At 73.2% G+C, this 20,455-nt stretch carries 17 protein-coding genes; 6 read left to right on the top strand and 11 right to left on the bottom strand.

Translation table 11 applies throughout. The annotated features are described in order from the left end of the window. From ACSNOG_RS11970 to ACSNOG_RS11960, 3 genes are all read right to left on the bottom strand, one after another. On the bottom strand, positions 1-883 hold an 883-nt coding region (locus tag ACSNOG_RS11970; protein ID WP_436752584.1), incomplete at its 3' end, for a sporulation-delaying protein SdpB family protein. After that, the gene (locus tag ACSNOG_RS11965; RefSeq protein ID WP_436752583.1) at positions 876-1,475 is read right to left on the bottom strand and encodes an SdpA family antimicrobial peptide system protein; all 600 of its coding nucleotides are present in this window, start codon (positions 1,473-1,475) and stop codon (positions 876-878) included. The genes ACSNOG_RS11970 and ACSNOG_RS11965, both read right to left, overlap by 8 nt. A 3-nt stretch (positions 1,476-1,478) precedes the next feature. Continuing rightward, a complete protein-coding gene (locus ACSNOG_RS11960; protein WP_436752582.1) occupies positions 1,479-2,099 on the bottom strand; it encodes a hypothetical protein in 621 nt (206 codons plus the stop codon). Positions 2,100-2,335: 236 nt separating this feature from the next. Between ACSNOG_RS11960 and ACSNOG_RS11955 the strand changes: the two genes are divergently transcribed. Continuing rightward, on the top strand, positions 2,336-4,735 hold the full coding sequence (locus ACSNOG_RS11955; protein ID WP_436752581.1) for an Orn/Lys/Arg decarboxylase N-terminal domain-containing protein: 2,400 nt from the start codon (positions 2,336-2,338) through the stop codon (positions 4,733-4,735). Here ACSNOG_RS11955 and ACSNOG_RS11950 read toward each other — a convergent pair. The 6 genes from ACSNOG_RS11950 to ACSNOG_RS11925 form a co-directional block, all read right to left on the bottom strand. Beyond that, positions 4,722-5,318, bottom strand: a complete 597-nt coding sequence (locus ACSNOG_RS11950; protein ID WP_436752580.1) for an HAD family hydrolase — start codon at positions 5,316-5,318, stop codon at positions 4,722-4,724. The genes ACSNOG_RS11955 and ACSNOG_RS11950 overlap by 14 nt on opposite strands. 7 nt (positions 5,319-5,325) lie before the next feature. After that, complete coding sequence (locus ACSNOG_RS11945; protein WP_436752579.1) at positions 5,326-6,732, bottom strand: sugar porter family MFS transporter; 1,407 nt, start codon at positions 6,730-6,732, stop codon at positions 5,326-5,328. Beyond that, positions 6,729-7,769, bottom strand: a complete 1,041-nt coding sequence (locus tag ACSNOG_RS11940; protein WP_436752578.1) for a Gfo/Idh/MocA family protein — start codon at positions 7,767-7,769, stop codon at positions 6,729-6,731. Before ACSNOG_RS11940 ends, ACSNOG_RS11945 begins: the two co-directional genes overlap by 4 nt. Beyond that, positions 7,766-9,271 (bottom strand): GMC family oxidoreductase, encoded by a 1,506-nt coding sequence (locus tag ACSNOG_RS11935; protein WP_436752577.1) that lies wholly within the window; start codon positions 9,269-9,271, stop codon positions 7,766-7,768. Before ACSNOG_RS11935 ends, ACSNOG_RS11940 begins: the two co-directional genes overlap by 4 nt. Before the next feature lie 106 nt (positions 9,272-9,377). Then, complete coding sequence (locus ACSNOG_RS11930; RefSeq protein ID WP_436752576.1) at positions 9,378-10,127, bottom strand: SDR family NAD(P)-dependent oxidoreductase; 750 nt, start codon at positions 10,125-10,127, stop codon at positions 9,378-9,380. Continuing rightward, complete coding sequence (locus ACSNOG_RS11925; protein ID WP_436752575.1) at positions 10,124-11,329, bottom strand: sedoheptulose 7-phosphate cyclase; 1,206 nt, start codon at positions 11,327-11,329, stop codon at positions 10,124-10,126. The genes ACSNOG_RS11930 and ACSNOG_RS11925 overlap by 4 nt, the downstream gene beginning before the upstream one ends. A 397-nt stretch (positions 11,330-11,726) precedes the next feature. Here ACSNOG_RS11925 and ACSNOG_RS11920 point away from each other — a divergent pair, with 397 nt between their 5' ends. After that, positions 11,727-12,014, top strand: coding sequence for a hypothetical protein (locus ACSNOG_RS11920; RefSeq protein WP_436752574.1), 288 nt, complete (start codon positions 11,727-11,729; stop codon positions 12,012-12,014). Positions 12,015-12,386: 372 nt separating this feature from the next. Continuing rightward, on the top strand, positions 12,387-14,033 hold the full coding sequence (locus ACSNOG_RS11915) for a hypothetical protein (protein WP_436752573.1): 1,647 nt from the start codon (positions 12,387-12,389) through the stop codon (positions 14,031-14,033). Positions 14,034-14,080: 47 nt separating this feature from the next. Here ACSNOG_RS11915 and ACSNOG_RS11910 read toward each other — a convergent pair whose 3' ends face one another. Beyond that, on the bottom strand, positions 14,081-15,181 hold the full coding sequence (locus ACSNOG_RS11910) for an alpha/beta fold hydrolase (RefSeq protein ID WP_436752572.1): 1,101 nt from the start codon (positions 15,179-15,181) through the stop codon (positions 14,081-14,083). A 131-nt stretch (positions 15,182-15,312) separates the two neighbouring features. Between ACSNOG_RS11910 and ACSNOG_RS11905 the strand changes: the two genes are divergently transcribed. From ACSNOG_RS11905 to ACSNOG_RS11895, 3 genes are all read left to right on the top strand, one after another. Further along, positions 15,313-16,086, top strand: a complete 774-nt coding sequence (locus ACSNOG_RS11905; protein WP_436752571.1) for a TetR/AcrR family transcriptional regulator — start codon at positions 15,313-15,315, stop codon at positions 16,084-16,086. Positions 16,087-16,380: 294 nt separating this feature from the next. Further along, positions 16,381-17,490, top strand: coding sequence for a serine hydrolase domain-containing protein (locus tag ACSNOG_RS11900; RefSeq protein ID WP_436752570.1), 1,110 nt, complete (start codon positions 16,381-16,383; stop codon positions 17,488-17,490). Continuing rightward, positions 17,487-19,082, top strand: a complete 1,596-nt coding sequence (locus ACSNOG_RS11895; protein WP_436752569.1) for an alpha/beta hydrolase — start codon at positions 17,487-17,489, stop codon at positions 19,080-19,082. Before ACSNOG_RS11900 ends, ACSNOG_RS11895 begins: the two co-directional genes overlap by 4 nt. 75 nt (positions 19,083-19,157) lie before the next feature. On the opposite strand, the gene ACSNOG_RS11890 is transcribed toward ACSNOG_RS11895, so the two are convergent. Continuing rightward, on the bottom strand, positions 19,158-20,435 hold the full coding sequence (locus tag ACSNOG_RS11890) for an MFS transporter (protein ID WP_436752568.1): 1,278 nt from the start codon (positions 20,433-20,435) through the stop codon (positions 19,158-19,160). Positions 20,436-20,455 lie beyond the last annotated feature (20 nt).

Raw genomic sequence — 20,455 nt, 5'->3', positions numbered from 1 at the left:
CGGAGGGGGTGGCCAGAGGGGCGCGGTGGGGGGCGGCGGCGACCGCGGCACATCCGATCATGATGAGGCTGAAGCTCCAGAGCCCGATGGTCGCGATGATGCTCGCGTGGAGGAGGACGTCGAGCCCGAAGGCGGCCTTGCGCCACCGCTCGGGGCCCAGCAGGAACGCCGCGATCACCAACTCGATGACGATCCCTCCCCAGGTCAGTACTCCCAGGGTAAGACCGTGATCGGAAAGCCGGTGAGCCGGGCCGGTGAGCGGCTCGGCGGCCCCGAAAACGGGGTCCCGCAGGATGTAGTACTCGGCGGATCCGTTGAGCCAGTCCGGCACCCCGAACTTGCTGACGCCGCTCTGCACGTAAAGGATCACCAGCTGGATGCGCAGGGCCCACAGCGCCGCGAAGGCGGTGCCGCGTGCGGTCGCTCCGATCGGCGCCCGGGGGCGTTGCCAGTGCCAGCGCCGGTCGTCGGCCATGCCCATGGGGATCAGCAGCAGGCCGGCGATGCGGGCGATGGCCTCTCCGCCGTCGGGCAGGGCGATGCTGACGCCGATCGAGTACAGCAGCCAGGCGTGGATCCACACCGTCCAGCGCGGGCGGTAGCCGCTGGCGACGACGGCCAGCAGGGCGACCATGATCCAGCGGCGCCACTCCTGGCTCACCGCGTCGCCGCCCACGCAATAGGCGGATACGGCCAGGGCCTTCTGGCAGTGGGGGTACGGGGCCTCGTTGAGGAGCGGGTGCAGCAGCGCGGCCGTGGGGGTGAGGATCAGGGTGACCAGGTGCGCCGTGGCGATGAGGGTGCGGCCCCAGCCGAACCAGCGGGTCCGGGGGTCGAAGCGGCTCAGGGCCCGGTCCAGGGCCGAGGCGGGCCGGTCAGCCATGGCAGGTGATCCTCAGGTGCACGGTGCGGGTGATGTGCGACGTCTCGGGCGAGAGGTCGCGGTAGGCCCAGGGCACGGGGCGCTCGTTGGTCATGACGACGTCACCGCAGAGGGTGGGCTGGGGCGAGGTGTTGGTCACGGCGTGGGCCGGGCGGGCCGCGGCGGCGCGCAGGCACGCGTCGTTCGTGTCCTGGCAGGGATCCCAGCCGGGCACCGAGGCGTTGAGGAGCGCCTCTTCGGGGCCTTGGGCGCGCTGGCGGCGGGAGAGGCCGAAGAGGTTGGAGGCCTTCCCCTGCGGGGTCAGGGAGAGGTTGCCGGGCGCGTCGTCGCCGTGCGGCCGGTAGGCGCCCATCTGCTCGCTCTGCGGCGACTTGGTGAAGAAGGCCCAGCCCTGCGGGACGAAGGCCGAGGAGTAGAACTTGGCGGTGGGCGCCCAGGACGGGGTGGTGACGTTGTTCGGCAGGGCGAAGTAGACGGAGGCGGCCATGACGGCCATCAGGGCCGCGAAGGTTCTGGTGAAGGCAGCCCGCTGCCGGGCCGCGTCGTCCGCGGTCCGGCAGCCGGTGTCCTGTGAGGAGTCGTGCTGGAGCATGGTTTACAGAGCGCGAGCCACCGAGGCCGCCATGGCCTGCTTGGTGAACTGCGAGGTGTCGTCCGCGGAGCGGTAGGCGACCACGAAGACCACGCCGACCTCGGCGACCGCGGCGACGGTCGTGGCGACGGTGCCGGTCTGCACGACGGCCTGCTGGGTCTTGAACCACCAGGAGCCCAGCGCCACGGCGTCGGCGCGGTTGCCCTTGCCGTTGCTCACGGCCTGCACGTCGGCGGACAGGGTGGTGAGGGCCTTCTCCACCTTGTAGGGGTTGCCGCTCTGCACGTTCTCCGTGACCACCTGCCGGAAGGCCGGGTCGGCCTTGCGCAGCGCGGTCGTCAGACTCGCCACGCGGGCGGCGTCCACGTTCTGCCGGGGTATGCCGAACTTCTTGAGGAGCTCGGGGTGCTCGGTCGCCGCGCGGCCGGAGCCGAGGGTGAACAGGCCGACGATCTCCTCGTCGGTGTACCGGGCCTTCTGCGCGGCCTCGGCGGTGCTCTTCTTGACGGGCTCCGCGGCCTGGGCGGCCGGCGCGAACGTGGCCAGGACGGCGGCGGCCGTTGCGGCGCCGACGACGGCCGTCGTGGTGCGCCGGAGCGCCTTGCTCTTCATGTCGGTATCCACGATTCGATCTTGTCCGGCGGTCGGTTGCCCCACAACTGCCATCCGGCAGGGTGCCGAGTGGGGGGTGGCCCCGGCCACGGGCCCGTCTCCCGGCACCCCCGAGGCTCGCTGCCGTGCCTCCGTTTCCCCCGTCGGAGTGGTTTCCGCCCGGTCGCGGCTCTCGTGCCCGTGTTCTCGCGCTTACCTCGTCGGACGCTGCAGCAGATGCCGCAGCACCACAACAGCAGGGGGGCGTCATGGCAGACGGGACGGTTCTGTTCGCAGTGCGGGAGGGCTCGGGGGGCGGCGGCACCGGCGCCGAGCAACTGCGCAGGATCCGCGGCGAGTTGGAGGCGTCCGGATACGAGGTGCGCTGGGCTTCCACGAGCGACGACGCCCGGGCGGTGCTGCGCACCGAGGCCGGGCTGGCGGCGGCCGTCGTCGACTGGGGGCTCCCCGAGGGCTACGGGGAGGACGGCACGGGGGACGGAAAGGAAAGCGGCGCGGAAGGCGGCGAGCCGGGCGGCGCCGGGGTCCTGCGCCAAGTGGGGCGGCGCTTCCAGGGCCTTCCGGTCTTCCTGATCACGGCGAGCGAGGACCTCGACCACCTGCCGCTGTGGGTGGCGGAGACCGTCGTCGGCTACATCTGGCCCCTGGAGGACACCGCGCCCTTCATCGCCGGGCGGATCGCACGGGCCGCCCGCGGCTACCAGGAGGACCTGCTGCCGCCGTTCTTCAAGGCGCTGCGCCTGTTCGACGACACGCACGAGTACTCGTGGCACACTCCGGCCCACTCCGGCGGCGTCGCCTTCCTGAAGTCCCCGGTCGGCCGGGCCTTCTACGACCACTTCGGGGAGCGGCTGCTGCGCAGCGACCTGTCGATCTCGGTCGAGGAGCTGGGTTCGCTCTTCGAGCACACCGGCCCGGTCGGCGCGGCGGAGCGCAACGCCGCCCGCATCTTCGGGGCCGACCGCACCTACTTCGTCCTGCACGGCGACTCCACCTGCGACCGCATGGTGGGTCACTTCAGCGTCACGCGCGACGAGATCGCCCTGGTGGACCGCAACTGCCACAAGTCGGTCCTGCACGGCCTGGTGCTGTCGGGCGCGCGACCTGTCTACCTGGTGCCGACGCGCAATGGCTACGGGCTGGCGGGCCCGCTGCCGCCGGCCGAGGTCGAGGCCCGGTCGGTCGCCGCCCGGATCGCCCGCAATCCACTGACCCGGGGCGCCCTCTCCCCCGACGCCCAGTACGCGGTGCTCACCAACTCCACCTACGACGGCCTGTGTTACGACGCGCTGCAGGTGGCCCGGGCCCTCGCGCCCAGCACGCCGCGGCTGCACTTCGACGAGGCATGGTTCGCCTACGCCCGGTTCCACCCCCTGTACGCCGGGCGCTACGGCATGGCGGTGGGCCCGGACACCTTCCCCGAGCCGGAACGGCCCACGGTCTTCTCCACCCAGTCCACCCACAAACTTCTGGCGGCGCTGTCGCAGTCGGCGATGGTGCACGTCAAGCCCGCGCCCCGGGCGCCGGTGGAGCACGAGCGCTTCAACGAGGCGTTCATGATGCACGGCACCACTTCGCCGCTGTACCCGATGATCGCCTCCCTGGACGTGGCCGCCGCCATGATGGACGGGCCGCAGGGCCGCTGGCTGATCGACGAGGCGGTGGCCGAGGCCGTCCGCTTCCGTCAGACGGTCGTCCGCATCGGCCGGCGCATCGCGGCCGCCGGTGACCGGCCCGGCTGGTTCTTCGGCGTCTGGCAGCCGGAGACGGTGACCGACCCCGCCACCGGCGAGCAGGTGCCCTTCGCCGACGCCCCCGCCGAGCTGCTGCGCACCGAGCCGTCCTGCTGGCAGCTGGAGCCCGGCGCCGCGTGGCACGGCTTCCCCGGCCTGACGGAGGGCTACTGCCTCCTCGACCCCGTCAAGGTGACCCTCACCTGCCCGGGCATCGACGCCTCGGGGCGGATGTCCGACCGGGGCATCCCGGCCCGCGTCCTGACCGCCTACCTGGCCACCAGGAACATCGTGGTGGAGAAGACCGACAGCTACACCACGCTCATCCTGTTCTCCATGGGGATCACCAAGGGCAAGTGGGGCACCCTCATGGACGCGCTGATGGACTTCAAGGCGCTCTACGACGAGGACGCGCCGCTGGAGCGCGTCCTGCCGGAGCTGGTCGAGGCGTACCCGCAGCGCTACGCGGGCGGGACCCTGGGCGGGCTGTGCCAGGAGATGCACGAGCACCTGCGCGAGACGGACCTGGTCGACCTGCTCGACACCGCCTTCCAGGACCTGCCCGAGCCCGTCACCCCGCCCCAGCACTGCTACCAGCGCCTCATCCGCGGCGGAACCGAGCGGGTGCGGCTGGCCGAGGCGGCGGACCGGGTGGCCGCCGCCATGGTGACCGTCACCCCGCCCGGCATCCCCGTCCTCATGCCCGGCGAGAACACCGGCGCGCCGGACGGCCCGCTGCTGCGCTACCTGCAGGCCCTGGAGTCCTTCGACCGGAGCTTCCCCGGCTTCCACAGCGAGGCCCACGGCGTCACCCTCGACCCGGACAGCGGTGACTACCTCATTGAGTGCGTCCGCCGCATCCCGGCCCAGCAGGCCGGGCACGCGGCGTCGTCCGCAGAGGTCAGCGACGCGTGAACGGCCTCACGTCGATCACCGGCATGCCCGCCGCGTGCGCCGCGGCGACGCCCTCGTCGCTGTCCTCGTAGACCAGGCAGCGCGAGGGGTGCGCGCCGAGCGCCTCGGCCGCGGCCAGGAAGATGTCGGGGGCGGGCTTGCCGCGCTCGACGTCGTCGCGCGTGACGAGGGCCTGGAAGGCGTCGTGGAACGGCTGGTGCTTCAAGGTGGTCTCGATGATGTGCCGGGCCCCGCCCGAGGCCACCGCCATCGGGAGGCGGTGCCGCATGGCCTCCACCACGGCCAGGACGGCCTCGTGCGGGCGTACGGTGTGGGCCTCTTCGAGGAACAGGTCGTCACGTGCCGCGACGACCTCCTCGACGGGGCGGCCGAGCTCCAGTCCGCGCTCGTCGAGCAGCGTGCGGATCATCTCGGCCGAGGACAGGCCGGTCCGGGCGTCGAACCACTCCTGTGCGAGCTCGACGCCCTCCTGCCGCAGGGCGGCGGCCATGGCACGGTAGTTGGCGTACTGGCTGTCCACCAGGGTGCCGTCCCAGTCGAAGAGCAGGCAGGCGGCGCTGCGGGGTGCGAGGTCGGGGTGCATGGGGACATCACCTCTCTGTTTCCGGCGGATGGTCGGGAAGGACGGGGAGGACGGGAAGAGCGGGAGCGGCAGGGGCGGCGGGAGGGCCGGTGGCCGGGACGGCAGGGGGCGCGGCCACGCGGGCGGCCTTGGAGGCCGACTTCGTCTCCTGCATCCACGTGCCCAGCCCCACGGCCGAGGCGGCGGTGATCACCGCGTAGACGAGGAAGGCCCCTTCGAGCGACAGCCCCTGCACCAGCGGCAGGAACGTCGTGGCCACGACGAAGTCCGCGCCCCAGTGCGCCGCCGTGGCCAGGCTCATGAGGGCGCCCCGCGCGCGGGCGGGGTAGATCTCGGCGATGTAGACCCAGAACACGGCGGCCGGGCCGACGGCTCCGGCCGTGATGAACAGGCACAGCAGGACAGCCGTGGCCACGCCCGGGTCGCCGAGGCTCTGGACGGCGGCGATCGCCACGGCCGCGGCGGCCATCACCGCCAGTCCCCCGACCATGAGGGGCCTGCGCCCCCACCGGTCGAGGAAGACGATGGTGAAGACGGTCGCCAGGACGTTGCAGGTGCCCACGAGCACCGATCCCGCGACGCCTCCGCCGGGCGTCAGGCCGCTGTCGGCGAGGATGGTGGGGGCGTAGTAGATGGCCGTGTTCAGTCCGGTGAGGTGGACGAGGACGGCGATGGCCAGGCCCAGCGCCACCCACCGCGGCCCGGCGTGCGCCGCGGCCGCCCGCAGGCTCAGCCCCGGGGCGGCGGACGGGGCGTCGTCCGCGGCACGCACCGGCAGGCCCAGGCGGTGCGCCTCGCGCGCCGCACGGTCCGTCCGCCCGCGGCTGCGGAGCCACTCCGGGGACTCGGGGACGAAGGGGAGCCCGGCCAGCAGCACCAGGGCGGGGGCGGCGCCGAGCGCGAACATGGCGCGCCAGTTGCCGGAGGGCTCCAGTACGTACGCCGCGACGTAGGACAGCAACAGGCCCACGGTGATCATCAGTTGATTGAGCGTCACCAGCGCACCGCGGCGGGCCGGCGGGGCGATCTCCGAGATGTACAGCGGGACGGCGAACGACGTTGCCCCCAGCGCGAGCCCCACCAGCAGCCGTCCGGCGAGCAGCGATGCCGTGCCCTCCGCGGTCGCGGACAGCAGCGTGCCCGCGGCGTAGAAGGCGGTGGCGCCGCCCAGGACCGGCCGTCGGCCGAGGCGGTCGGCGAGCCGGCCGCTGGTGGGGGCGGTCAGCGCCGCGCCCAGCAGGGCGGCGGACACCGCCGCGCCCTGGGCCCACGACGACAGGTCGTAGGTGCCGGAGACCATCGGGAGGGCTCCTGCGATGACTCCCGTGCCGTAGCCGAAGAGGAGCCCTCCGAGTGAGGTCAGCAGCACCGTGAAGGCCCGCAGCGCCGATGGCCGGACATGCGTTCGGGTCACTGCGGAGCCGGGCTTCCGTCACCGCAGGACACCGGTGCGCCGTCCGCCGCCGCGGACGCCACGAGGGACTCCCCCACGCGGGCCGTCCGCCGGGAGTCCGCGAGCGGGACGCGTACGCCCGAGCCGGTGCGTACGGCTTCGGCGAAGTGGGCCACCTGCAGTTGGTAGTGGTTGGCGGCGGGCACCGTCTCCTCGCGGACGCCGTCCGCGGTGAGCACGGTGAGGACGCCGTCCTCCCCGCTCATGGCCCAGGCGTTCCGCACGGTGATGGTCCCGTGGGTGCCCTGGAGCTCGTACCAGGCGCGGGGACCGTAGTCGATGCTGTAGTCGACGACGGCGCTGCGGCCCCGGCCGAAGTCCATGGTCGCCACCGCGCTGGTGTCCACCTCGGCGGCGGGCCGCCGGCTGAAGCGGGCCGAGACGCGCTCGGGCGCCTGCGCGAAGAAGTACAGGGGCACGTCGATCGCGTAGCAGCCGACGTCCCAGGTGGCGCCGCCGCCGAGCGCCGGGTCGAGGCGGATGTTGCCGCTTCCGCTCTCGATGGCGAAGGCGAACGACGCGCGCACGACGCGCAGTTCGCCGATGGCGCCGGAGGCGAGCAGCTCGGCGGCGCGCGCCTGCTGCGGGTGGAAGCGGTACATGAACGCTTCCATCACGGTGCGGGAGGAGGCCTCCGCGGCCGCCTCGATGCGCGCGCAGCCCTTCTCGTCCATGGCCATGGGCTTCTCGACCAGGACGTGCTTGCCCGCTTCCAGGGCCCGTACGGTCCACTCGACGTGGTCGGTGTTGGGCAGGGCGACGTAGACCGCGTCGACGGCGGGGTCGGCGAGGAGGGACGCGTAGCCGGGGTGGGCGGTGGCGCCGAACGGCTCGCCCGCCGCCGCGGCCCGCTCGGTGCGCCCGGGGCGGCTGGCGACGGCGGTGAGCTCGCAGCCGGGGGTCGCGGCGACGGCCGGCATGAGGTGCGTGGCGATGTAGGACGTGGCGCCGAGGACGCCCCAGCGCAGGGCGGGCACGGGGGTGGGTGCGTTGCTCATGCCAGGTCCTCCTGTACGAACTCCGCCGCGCGCTCGGCCACTGCGGCCACGGCGGCGTGGATGTTTCCGGTGATCACGTTCGGGATGACCGAGGCGTCCGCGACGCGCAGCCCGGCGACACCCCTGACGTCCAGGCGCGGGCCGACGACCGCCATGCCGTCCGCCTCCTGCCCGAACCGGCAGGTGCCGACGGGGTGGAACTGCGTCTGGGCGTGGGCCCGGACGAAGTCCTCCAGCTCGCGGCGCGTGGCGGACGGGCCCAGCGGGCCGCCGGCGGCGACGTCCGACAGCGGGGCCGTCGCCGCGATGTCGCGGGCGATGCGCACGCCTTCCACCAGGGTGTCGACGTCGTGCGGGTCGGAGAGGTAGCGGGGGTCGATCAGCGGGTGGGCCGTGGGGTCGGCGGAGGCCAGGGTGAGGCTGCCGCGGCTGCGGGGGCGGGTGACGCCCGGCCCGATGGTGAAGCCGTGACCGAGCGCGGAGCCGTTGTTCAAATCCTTCATGGGGGCGAAGGACAGCTGGACGTCCGGGGCCGGGGAGCCGGGGTGGATCGTCACGAACCCGCCCGCCTCGCCGAGGTTGGAGAAGTCCGCGACGGGGTGCCCCTCGGTGGTGTCGTAGGCGAGGGAGACCTGGACGTGGTCGTGGAGGTTGGCGCCGACGCCCGGCAGGTCGGCGACGACGGGGATGTCCAGCGCGCCCAGTGCGGCCGCCGGGCCGATGCCGCTGAGCAGGAGCAGCTGGGGGCTGGCGACGGCGCCGCCGCACAGGATGACTTCGCCGGCGCAGCGCACGGTGGTGATCCGGCCCTCGCGCAGGATCCGTACGCCCGTGGCCCGCCCGTGGCCGGCCTCGACGCCGGTGACCGTGGCGCCGGTCAGGAGGGTGAGGTTGGGGCGGTCGAGGGCCGGGCGGAGGTGGGTGTGCGCGGTGTTGCCGCGGCGGGCGGCCGTGGCGTCCGCGGGGGCGGTGCGGGTGGTGCGGTAGAGCCCCGCGCCTTCCTGCACTCCCGAGTTGAAGTCGGGATTCGACGGCAGGCCGTACTTCTCCGCCGCCGCGACGAACGCGGCCGCGAAGGGGTGCGGGGCGGTGTTCTCCGCGACGGGGATCCGCCCGTACTGCGGCGCGTCCGCCGGGCCCTCCAGGGCTTCGAGGTACGGCATGACGTGCTGCGCGTCCCACATCGCGCCGCCCCAGCGGGCCCACGCGTCGAAGTCGGAGGCCGCGCCGCGGACGTGCACCATGGCGTTGACGGCTCCGGATCCGCCGACGACGCGGCCGCGGGGCCAGGCGAGGCGGCGGCCGCCGAGCGCGGCCTGCGGAACGGTGCGGTACTTCCAGTCCAGTTCGCCGCCCAGCAGGAACGGCCAGGACGCGGGGCGGGAGATTCTCGGGTCGTCGTCGGCCGGGCCCGCTTCCAGGAGCAGGACCGACCTGTCGCGCTGCTCGCTCAGCCGGGCCGCGACGATGCTTCCGGCTGCGCCTGCGCCGACGACGATCACGTCATAAGTGTCACGGGTGCCATCGGCACCGGGGGCACCATCGGTTTTCAAAGGGAGCCACTTCCGTTGGGGGGAACAAAGATGAACGTGGGCGCGTGCCGGCGGATCAGACCGCCAGGAAGCCGCCGTCGACGCCGATGGTCTGGCCGTTGACGTAGGAGGACGCGGGCGAGAACAGCCACATCGCCACGTCGGCGACCTGCCGCGGGGTGCCGATCTCACCCGAGGGGATCAGGCCCCGCCAGGTGGTCGCCCCGCCCACGGCCGCCTCGGAGGCGGCGAGCATCTCGGTCTCGATCGGGCCGGGGGCCAGCGCGTTGACCCGTACGCCGTCGCGGGCGTGTTCCAGCGCCGCGACGCGCGTCAGGGCCACGGCGGCGTGCTTGGACGCCACGTACGCCCCGATGCCGGGGAAGACGGTCCGCAGACCGTGGACCGAGGTGTTGTTCACGATGCTTCCGTGGCCCTGGGCCGCCATCAGCCGCAGTTCCTCGCGCAGGCAGAGCCACAGGCCCCGGGTGTTGACGGCGAACGCGCGGTCGAAGTCCTCCTCCGACACGTCGGCGAGGCGTCCGTCACCGGGCACGCCGGCGTTGTTGAAGGCGTGGTCCAGGCGGCCGTACGTCTCGGTGATGCGGGCGAACAGGTCGCGTACGTCCTCGGCTTGGGTGACGTCGCAGCGGAAGAACCGCGCCTTCCCTCCCCCGGCCCGGATCTCTTCGGCGGCTCGCAGGCCGCGCTCTTCGTTGCGGGAGGCGAGGACGACGGTCATGCCCGCTTCCGCGAACGCCGCCGCGGCTTCCCGTCCGATGCCGGCGCCGGCCCCCGTGACGAGGACGACGCGCTCGTCGCTCACCGGCTGCCCCGGACGGCGGCGGGGGCGGCGTCGAGCAGGTCCGCCATGGCGTCGCACGCCTGCTTGATCTCCACGTGTGTCACGTCGTTGAGGAAGCGGACCTCGCCGATGCCGGTCAGCATGGGGAGGTTCTGCCGGCCGTCGCGGTGGCGGACGGTGTCCTCCAGGGCTTCGAGGACCAGGTCCGTGTCGCAGAAGAGGGGGTGGGAGGGGGCCAGTCCGAGGCGGCGCGCGGCGGCGACGATGCGCCGGAGGTCCTCGGCGCCGATCAGCTCGCGGTGCGCGGCGATCACCGCGGAGAACACACAGTCCATGGCCACGGCCTCGCCGTGGAGGAGTTCGGGGATGGCGCGCATCTCCACCAGGGGGGAGAAGGAGTGGCCGTAGTCGACCGAGCGCTCGAGGTTCTTCTCCCAGAGGTTGGGCTCGAGTTCCTCGGCCATGCCCGCGATCGCGCGCCCGATCACCTCGTCGGCGATCTCGCCGGCCACGCCCTCCACGCCGTCGTCACCGGCGGCCGGGTCCTGGAAGCGCGCGCTGATCAGCGCCGCGCCGTACGTCTCCAGGAGCTCGAAGAGGCGGCGGTCCTTGATGAGGGCCATCTTGAAGATCTCGCCCATGCCGTTCCTCAGCTCCCGCTCCGGGACCGTGGCGAGGAACTCGCGGTCGATGAGCGTGCGGGGAGGCGGGCTGTAGCTGCCCAGGCGGTTGCGGTAACCGCCGTAGTTGATGCCGGTCTTGGCCGCGACGCTCACGTCGACCTGGGCCAGGAGGGTGGTGGGGACGCGGACGTACGGTATGCCGCGCCGGTACAGGCTCGCCGCCAGGCCCACCACGTCGGCCACCACGCCGCCGCCGATGACCAGGGGCGGGCTGCTCAGGCGGTGCGTGCCGACCTCGTTCAGCTTGTCGGCGACCTGCATCACCTGCTCGATGTTCTTGTTCTCCTCGGCGCCCTGGATCGTCAGGTACTCGACCGCGGCGCCGTGGTGTGCGAAGTAGTCGCGGATGCGGGTGCCGTAGAGGGCGTCGATGCTGTGGTCGAGGACCACCAGGCGGGTGCCGGCCGTGCTGCCGCCGCCCGGGACGGCTAAGAGGCTGTCGTTGCGGGGGTCGAGGAGGCCTCGCGTCTCGACGATCTCGTAGGCGATGGACTGCTGACTCCGCACCTGCCAGGTCTGGCTGCGGGACGCGTACACCATGCGGCGAATCTCTCTTTCGAGCTCGGCTCGGCGGGATCGGCGGCGGTGCGGCGGTCGCGCGCCGTGGCGCGGGCGCGCGGGGCTTCTCCCGTCGCCACCGAGCGGCGTTCAAGATCATTTCAATAGGAAGCTACTACCGCGCATCACGGCGAGGCAAGGGTTCCGCAGGCCGAAAGGTTCAAGACATCAATTACTTACAGGGAAGGGTCAGCGGCGTGTGTTCACCTTGTGAAGAGTGGCATCCTGGGCAGGCCCGGCTTACCGTCGCCGGGCGGAGGAACCGCCGCGAGTCGGCGGCGGGAGCAGCGAGTGAGGAGCCGAGGGTGCTGAGGCAGCGAGGCGGTGCGGCGCGGTCGCGCCGACGGCGTGGCGGGCACACGACGGCCCGGGGCGAACGGTGAACACCGAAGCCGCCGTGGGGCTGCTCCATCTCATCGCCGCCGAGCCCACACTGCTGCCGGGCGCGCCCACCGAAGCGGATGAATCGGATCTCCGCCTCCGGGTGCGCGAGGGACGGCACCTGTGCCTCGGCTGCGGGCAGCCCTCCCGGTGCACCGTCGTCGTCAACTCCGAGGCTCACGGCCCGCGTTGGCTGGACCTGTGCTCCCCCTGCTGGAAGACCGTGCAACTGGCCAACGTCGTGGGGGACGGGCCGGAGGGCGCGGGGGATCCCGGGGACGGGTAAGGGGCGGACGGGCTCGTAGGAAGTGGTGCCCCGGTCCGGAACGTCGCGCGGGGCCGCCGCCGGCCCCGCGAAAACCCCTGGCCGGGGGCGTCGCGGGGCTGGCAGGATCTTGGGCATGACCTACGGAATCGAGTCCCACCCCGCCTGGTGAGCCCCCAGGAAGAGCGCGCCGCGCTCCCCCCTCGGATCTCCCTGTACGCCTACGCCCTGCGCCTGCGGGACGCAGAACCCGACGGCCGCCCGCCTCGGAGCGGCTTCCGCCTGCCGGACCCGGAACCGGGCACAGGCACCCCGGCGCCCCCGGCCCCCTCTCAGAACCCCGGCAGTCCCGGCAACCCCGGCAGTCCCGCATGGACGGAAACCCGGGCAGCCGTGACCGCCACGGTCCTCCCGCTGCTGACCGACCGCGATGCGCTCCGCGCCGCGGGCGAAGTGCACCGCCGTCTTCACGAACTGGATGCCCGGGTCACCCATGTCCGGGGCATCCTCACCGATGTCCCGCTGGAGGACGAAGCGGCCGCCCGCGCCCTCGGCCGCCACCTGGTCCGTACGGGCACGAGCGCACCGGTCGTGAGCATCGGCCTCGACCTCCTGGCACGCCTCGGCGAGCCGGAGGACGTCCCCTGCCTCATGGCCCTCGGCCTCTTCAGGACGTTCACGCGCCCGGTCGTCACGGCCCTCACCGCCATCGACTGCCCGGCCGCCGCCCTCGTGTGGCTGAGCCGCTTCACCGAGGGCCGGGAGGTGCGCCGCCTGGTCGACGCCCTCCTCGCCCGCGACGAACGGGCGGCCCGCGCCGGGCTGCTGACCATCCCCCTCGACCCCCGTGCCGTGGGGTCGCAAACCGCCCGCCGAATCGCGGAGGCCGTCATGCTCGACGACATCATCGGTGACGACCCCGTCGACGCCGCCACCCTGGCCCAGGCCGGGCGCCTGCTGTGCAGGATGACGCGGGCGGACGACTACCGGTCCGAGATCCTCGCCTACGACCGCGCAGTCAACGCGTACGAAGCCTTCGTCACCCGCGCCTCACAGCTGGACCCCGGCCTCGACCACTACGCGATCCTGCTCTCCGTCGCCCTCGACCTGCACAGCGGTCCCGGTGTCCTCCTCGGCTGGCGCCCCGGGCAGCGCGAGGCGCTCCTGAGCACCCTGGAATCCGTACTGACGGCCCCTGCCTGGGCCGCCGTACCGGCCGGCGAACCCGGTGACCCCGCCGAGCGCCGCCGGATCCACTGGATGCGGCGCTCGGCGCGGCAGCCCTTCAGCCGCCCGGACGCCCCGGGCAGACTGCGCGTCGAGGTCGTCGTACGCGACCCCGCGAACCCGGAGAGCGTCGAGACACGGCTGCTGGTCGACGGCCGTCCCCTGGTGCCCGAGGTCTTCGGCCGCGGTCCCGCCAACCCCCCGGAGCACCTGCTCGACACCGGCCGCCTGCGGGCCACGGCCGAGCCCCGGGAAGTGCAACTCGCCGAGGCCTACTGCACCGAGGGCTGCTGCGGCGCGCTCTACGTCACCATCCACCGCGAGGGGGAGCACGTGGTGTGGCGCGACTGGCGCCGCCCGCTCACCCTGCCGGCCGGGCGTCCCGCGCCCGGGCTCCCCGAGTACCGCTTCGACGCGGGCGCCTACGACGCCGAGATCGCCCGCGCGGAGAGCGACCGCTCGTGGGCGTGGCCGGCCCGGAACACGGCGCGCCTCATCCGTACGGCGTTGCGCGACCGGCCGGGCATCCTGGCCCGGTGGGACGCCCGCCTCGACTGGGTCTCCACGCACTTCGCCGAGCCGGACACGATCGAGGTGTCGTTCACGTTCCGGCCGGGGATCGCTGCCGGGCGCGAGGACAAGGACGGTCCTTCGCTGCAGTTCGTCCGGGAGTTCCCGGACGACGGCACGCCGCCGGAGGAGCGGGCCGAGGCGGCGCTGCACCGTCTCTCGACGGAGGACCCGAAGGGCTACGCGGAGGTCAGGGGCGGCAGCCGCGCCTCGGCCGAGGCACTCGGCTACCCGTGGCCCTGAGGGCCACGGGGCCGGTGAACTCCCGGGGGGCCTCAGGGCCCGGGAGTTCACCGGCTCGCGCATCCAGCCGGTGACGCATCCGCCTGCGCGGCGACGACGGGCCGGACCTTGGTCAGCATGAGGTCCAGGAACCGGTCCGGGTGACGGAAGGAGGCGAAGTGGCCGGCGTCCTCGATCAGCGCGAAGTCCTTGACCGGGGCCTGCACGGCGTCGACGAAGCGCTGCGCGCGCTCCGGCGGGGTGAACGGGTCCCGGTCGCCCTGGAAGACGAAGAAGGGCAGGTCGAAGCGGGTGCCGTCGGCCCAGTCGTCGAAGGCGGCCGTCTCGGGCACGATGCCCGCGGAAAGCTTCATGCCCTTGGCGAGGTCGCCCAGTTCGCGCAGTGAGTGCAGCGGGGAGGACCAGAGCGACTTCATGACCACGCTCTTCATGGTGGCGAGGGTCAGCGGCTCGCTACCGGCAGTGATCTTGGCGTAGGCGGCGTGCTGCTCGGCGGTCCGGGCGCGGGCGTCGGGACCCATCCCCTCCACGGTGTCGGCCTCCTTGCGCTTGCCCGCCGCGCGCAGCCGTGCCAGGAGCGCGCGGTGGGCAAAGTCGTCGCGGCCGCCGCCGTGGAGGTTCTGGTCGGTGCCGACGTAGGCCGCGTAGAGCTCGGGGTGCCGGCGGGCCAGGCGCAGGCCGAAGACGCTGCCGAAGGAGCTGGCCACCAGGACGACCCGGTCGGCGCCGAGCCGGGTGCGGACGTGCCACGTGACCTCGAGCGCGTCCTCGTACATGCGGGTGAACGTGATCTCGCCCTGGCCGTCGGCGCCGGTGCGGCCGAGGGTCTTGCCCGTGCCGCGCATGTCCCAGCGGACGATCGTGAAGTGCTTCTCCCAGGAGCGGGTGCGCGGCCCGTAGATGGAGTGGGAGGCACCGGGGCCGCCGTGGAGCTCCAGCATCACGGGGTTGTTCAGGTCCTCGCCGCGGATCGAGATCCACTGGTCGATCCCGCCGATGCGGACGAAGCCCTGCTCGTCGATGCCGTTCGGGGCGTCGATCCGCATCAGGCGGGCGTTGCGGGCCTGCTGGAGCCGCCGGTGGGCCAGTGCACCGGCCACGGGCGCGGCAAGGGCGGCGACGGATGTCATGACGACGATGCTGATCACAGGTGCTCCCTCGGGGAATCTGGAACTGCGTATCTCGTACGCAGTTGCGTTTATGTTATACACAGTTCTGAGAGGGCGGTCAACGGCCGTCATGGGAACGGGAGCCGGATACCGTCCGGGAGGGGGCCGACATGGCCGGAAGCAGAGACAAGAAGCGCGACGCGAAGGCGAGCCTGGCGCTGCTGTGGGGAGAGCAGGCACCGCCGCGCCGCGGCCCCAAGCCCTCGCTGACCGCCGAGCGCATCGTCACCGGCGCCATCGCGATCGCCGACGCCGAAGGCCTGGACGCGGTCTCCATGCAGCGCGTCGCCGCGGAGCTCGACGTCACCACGATGGCGCTGTACCGCTACGTCCCGGGCAAGGCCGAACTGATCGACCTGATGGTCGACGCCGCCCTCGGCACGCCCCCGGCCGTCACCGCCGCCCCGGACGGCTGGCGCCCCCGGATGACCGCATGGGCCCACCAGTGCTGGGCGCTCTACCGACGCCACCCCTGGATCCTCACCGCCACCGCGATGCGCCGGCAGCTCATGGGACCCCGTCAACTGGCCTGGCTCGACGCCGCCTTCGCCGCCCTGGCGCCCTCCGGGCTGCCCGCCGCTCAGCAGCACGACGTCGTCCTGCTGGTCATCGGGCACATCCGCAACCTCGCCCAGCAGCTCGTCGACGCCGACGCAGCCGGCAACGAGGAATGGGACCGGCTCGCCGCCGGCGTACTGGAACGCCACGGCCACCGCTACCCGGCCCTGACCGCCGCCATCGCCGCGGGAGCCTTCGCTCCCCGCGACGCCGACGGCGACGGCGACGGCGACACCGGCCCGGGCACCGGCACCGGTCATGACCCGCTCGGCTTCGGTCTGGAACGCATCCTGGACGGCGTCGCCGCCTTGATCGCTGCGCGGTAGCCCCGAAGAGCGCGGTAACCCGAAGAGCACGGCCTGCGGTGGAGCAGGCCCCCGCAGCAATACGGGGGCCTGCCGGAGTGATCGGAGGCGGGCGCCTCACTAGCGTTTTCGTGTATGACACGCGTACGGCACAGCCAGAGAAGCCCCTCTTCGGCCGGGCGCCGGGGCAGGCGTGGCGCGGCGGCGAGCGCCGCGGCAGCGGTCGTCCTGGCGCTCACGGCTCCCTCGGCCGGCGCGGTCCGGACCACGTCCGGCACACCGGTCCGCCCCGGTTCCTCCGCCGGGTGCGACACCGTGCGCCAGGCGCTCGGCCGTTCCCTGGACACGCTCACGCGCCGCCACGGCTTACCGGGAGCGGCCGCCGAAGTGACCGACGGGCGCTGCGGGACGTGGAGCACCGCCCGGGGCGTGGCCGACCTGGGCACCGGCCGCCCGATGAACGCGCAGGACCGGCTGCGGATCGGCAGTGCCAGCAAGACGTTCACCGCCACGGTCGTCGTGCAGCTCGCCGCGGAGGGCCGGATCGGGCTGGACGCTCCGGTCGAGCGCTATCTGCCGGGGCTGATCCGGGGCAACGGCCACGACGGCCGCACGATCACCGTGCGCCGGCTGCTCCAGCACACCAGCGGACTACGCGACCACGTCGAAGCCATCGCGGACCGGCCCGTGAAGGAGTGGCGCTACCGCCACTTCGAGACCCGCGAGCTGATCGCCATGGCGCTCGGGCTTCCGCGCCCGGACAAGACGTGGCACTACTCGACGACCAACACGCTCATCGCCGGGCTCGTCGTCGAGAAGGTCACCGGGCGCGGCGTGGAGGCGGAGGTGACTCGCCGGATCCTGAGGCCGCTCGGCCTGCGCGACACGTACTGGCCCGGCGACGAGACGCGCATCCGGGGCCCGCACTCGCGCAGTTACTTCACGGGCCCCGCGGCACCCGGCGGCACGCCGTCGCCCCGGGCCGACGGCACCGAGTGGAACGTCACCTTCGGTGGCGCGGGCGGCGCGCTGATCTCGACGCCTTCCGACGTCAACCGGTTCTACGGCGCACTGCTCGGCGGCAGGCTGCTGCCCGCCCGGTGGCTCGCCGAGATGAAGCGCACCGTCCCGGCCGACCCGGACCGGCTCTGGCCCGGCGCCCGCTACGGGCTGGGCCTGATCGCTTCTCCCCTGGAGTGCGGCGGCTGGTGGTGGGGGCACGGCGGGACGGTGCCCGGCGGCCACCGGGCCCTGGGCGCTGTCGGCCCCGGGGGCCGGAGCGTGTCCCTCGCCCTCAACCAAGTGCCCGGCACCGACCGGGCCGAGGAGGACTTCCAGTCCGCCGTGAACACCGCTTTCTGCGCCGACCGCCCCCGCCCCGGGGGCGGCACCGATCCCTCCGGCCACGCCAAGGAGACCCCGTGACCGTCCTCGCTTCCGTCGCCGCGCGCCGCGCCGCGGCCGCCGGCCTCGCCCTCACCGCCTGTCTCACCGCAACGCCGGCGGCCTTCGCCTCCGCCGGCACGGCCCCGGACCCGGCGGCGCAGGCCGCAGCGACACCGCCCGGGCCCGGTCTCGACCGCTACTACCGGCAGAAGCCGGACTGGCGCAGCTGCGTCAAGGGGACCGACGACACCACGGGCCACGACCTGGACAAGGCCGGCGCACAGTGCGCGGACGTCACCGTGCCGCTCGACTACGCCGACCCCAAGGGCCGTACGATCACCGTCGCGATATCCCGGCTCAAGGCCACCGACACCCGCCGCCGCGTGGGCCCCCTGCTCCTCAACTTCGGGGGCCCGGGCGGGCCCGCGCTCGGGGATCCGCCGGACATGCGCAAGGCGATGAAGGACGTCGGTACGCGCTTCGACCTCATCGGCATGGACCCGCGCTTCGTCGGCCGCAGCACCCCGCTCGACTGCCACTGGCCCGTGGGCACCTCCATCTTCTCGGCGGGCCTCGGCCGGGAAGGCTTCGACCGGCAGGTCGCCCTGCACAAGGACCTGGCCGCCAAGTGCCGCGCCACGAACGCTTCCGTGCTCCCGCACGTCAGCACGCGCAACACGGCCCGCGACATGGACGTCATCCGGGGCGCGCTCGGCGAACGGAAGATCTCCTACCTGGGCTACTCGTACGGCACTTATCTGGGGACCGTCTACACCCAGATGTTCCCCGGCCGCTACGACCGGATGGTCCTGGACGGGGCGCTTGACCCGCGCCGCTACCACCCCCGGCTGCTGCAGGGCGTCCAGGAGGAGAACGAGCAGGCGCTCGCGGACTGGGCGGCCTGGGCGGCGAAGCGGCACGACGCCTACGGCCTCGGCCGCACCCGCGCCCAGGTGCTCGCCACCGTCGACCGCATCGTCAAGGCGTCCGCGCGCGGGCTGACCCTCGGCACGGCCCCCGAGGTCTTCCGGCTCGACGACACCCGGGTCCCGACCCTGATCTTCGCCGGGCTCTCGTCGGACACCGACAGCGCGCGGGCGGAGCTGGGTGAGCAGGTCTCCGTGCTGGCCAAGGCGGCCGAGGGAAGGCCCGCCCGGCTCTCGGACGCGGTCAGGAAGACCCTGAAGGACCTGCTCACCAGCCAGAATTCGCATTACGGCAGCGTGCAGACGGCCATCCTCTGCGGGGACGGGGCCGCCCCGCGCGACCCGGAGGTCTACTGGCGCGACATCGAGCGCAGCCGTGCCGCGCACCCGCTGCTCGCCCCGCTCGCCCACAACATCGGCCCGTGCGCGTTCTGGGACCGCCCGCGCGAGGAGCCCACGCGGGTGCGGCACGACGCCCGGGCCCTGATCGTGGCCGCCACGGGTGACCCGCGCACCGACTACGAAGGCGGGCGCGCGCTGCACGGCATGCTGCCCGGTTCCAAGCTCATCACCCTTAAGGGCGCCAACCAGCACGGCGTCTACCTCGAATACGGCAACGCCTGCGTGGACCGGCAGGTCAACGCCTACCTGGCCACGGGCGAGCTTCCGGCGAGCGACCGGACGTGCGTCAAGACGACCGGCTGAGCCAGGAGGGCCGCGTGCGGGCGGAGGGCCGGAGAGACCCCGGCCCTCCGCCTGTCGCTCCTCTCTCCCCCTGCTTCACGCCGAGTTGTCGCTTTCCGCGGGCACCGCCGGTCCGGCGGGGGCCCCGGAGGCCGGATTCCCGTAGCGCAGCGCCGAGCGGTGGCTGAGCAGCCAGGCCAGCGGCACGACCGCGACCACCGCGAGCACCACGAAGATCGCCCGGGGCCCGAGGAAGCCGCCGAGGAACGCGATCACCGAGGGGGCAGCGGCGGTCGGAAGTCCGGTCGCCAGCCGCCACATCCCGGTGGCACGCCCGATCAGCTCGGGCGGTACGGAGCTGAACATCTCCATCTCCGTGGCCACCGCGATGACGTTCTCGCAGACGAAGAAGAGGGTGAGGGCCGCCGTCGCCGCCACGAGGCCCACGCCGGAGGCGATGAGCAGCAGGGCCCCGCCGGCGCTGGCCAGGCCCAGGACGGTGACGGTGCGGATCTTCCAGCGGGGGATCTCGGCCGTGATCAGCGCTCCCGTGAGCCCGCCGACGTTGGCCACGGCCAGGGCGGCGCCGATGGAGCTCGGCGACGCGTCCAGCGCGTCGCGGGCGAGGAAGACGAAGAGCGCCGTGGTGCCGGTCGAGAAGGTGAAGCTCGCGGGGACCATCAGGAGCAGCAGCGTGCCCATCTTCTCCCCGCGGGAGAAGATGCGCAGCCCGGCGCGCAGCGATGCGAGGAGGGAGACCGGGGCCGAGCGGTAGCGCTGCTGCCCGGCCACCGGGTTCACGCCGAGGAACCAGACGAGGAGCGGTGCGAGGAACGTCGCGCTGTTGAGCCAGAGCAGCCCGGTGTAGCCGAGCGGGCCGACGAGCAGAGAGGCCAGTGCCGGCCCGAGGATCAGGCTCGTCTGGAACAGCACGGTCAGCGATCCCCGGGACCGCCCGGTGCTGTCCGGGAACATGGCGGGGATCCCGGCCAGCCAGCCGGCCCGGTACGAGACGGCCCCGATCTGTACGAGCGCCTCCGCCACGTACAGGCTCCACACGGGCGCGGGCCCGCCCAGCAGCGCGAAGTTGAGGGCCAGCGAAGCGCCGAGCTGCAGCAGCAGTCCGGGCACCACCAGGACGCGTGAGCCGTAGCGGTCGACCACGTGGCCGAGGAACGGCCCCGCGACGGTGATCACCAGCGGGGACACCGCGACCAGCAGGGCCATCGTCGCGAGGGAGCCCGTGTAGCTCAGGACCAGCAGGGGCAGGGCGAAGCCGTACATGCCCTCGCCGAGGTTGTTGGCCAGGTTCCCCGCCGCGAACACCCGGAACCGGGAATCCCGCCACGGACTCGGCTCGGTCTGCAGACTCACCCGACTACCGTCCTCACCCG

This window comes from Streptomyces sp. URMC 124 (genome assembly GCF_051386455.1).
GTDB lineage: Bacteria > Actinomycetota > Actinomycetes > Streptomycetales > Streptomycetaceae > Streptomyces.
The sequence above is the reverse complement of the archived record's forward strand: the minus strand, read 5'-3'. Positions and strand labels throughout refer to the sequence as shown.

Excerpts from the sequence above, each read along its gene's own strand:
- ACSNOG_RS11965 (WP_436752583.1), bottom strand. The coding sequence starts at position 1,475 with ATGCTCCAGCACGACTCCTCACAGGACACCGGCTGCCGGACCGCGGAC.
- ACSNOG_RS11955 (WP_436752581.1), top strand. The coding sequence starts at position 2,336 with ATGGCAGACGGGACGGTTCTGTTCGCAGTGCGGGAGGGCTCGGGGGGC.
- ACSNOG_RS11950 (WP_436752580.1), bottom strand. The coding sequence starts at position 5,318 with ATGCACCCCGACCTCGCACCCCGCAGCGCCGCCTGCCTGCTCTTCGAC.
- ACSNOG_RS11940 (WP_436752578.1), bottom strand. The coding sequence starts at position 7,769 with ATGAGCAACGCACCCACCCCCGTGCCCGCCCTGCGCTGGGGCGTCCTC.
- ACSNOG_RS11925 (WP_436752575.1), bottom strand. The coding sequence starts at position 11,329 with ATGGTGTACGCGTCCCGCAGCCAGACCTGGCAGGTGCGGAGTCAGCAG.
- ACSNOG_RS11905 (WP_436752571.1), top strand. The coding sequence starts at position 15,313 with ATGGCCGGAAGCAGAGACAAGAAGCGCGACGCGAAGGCGAGCCTGGCG.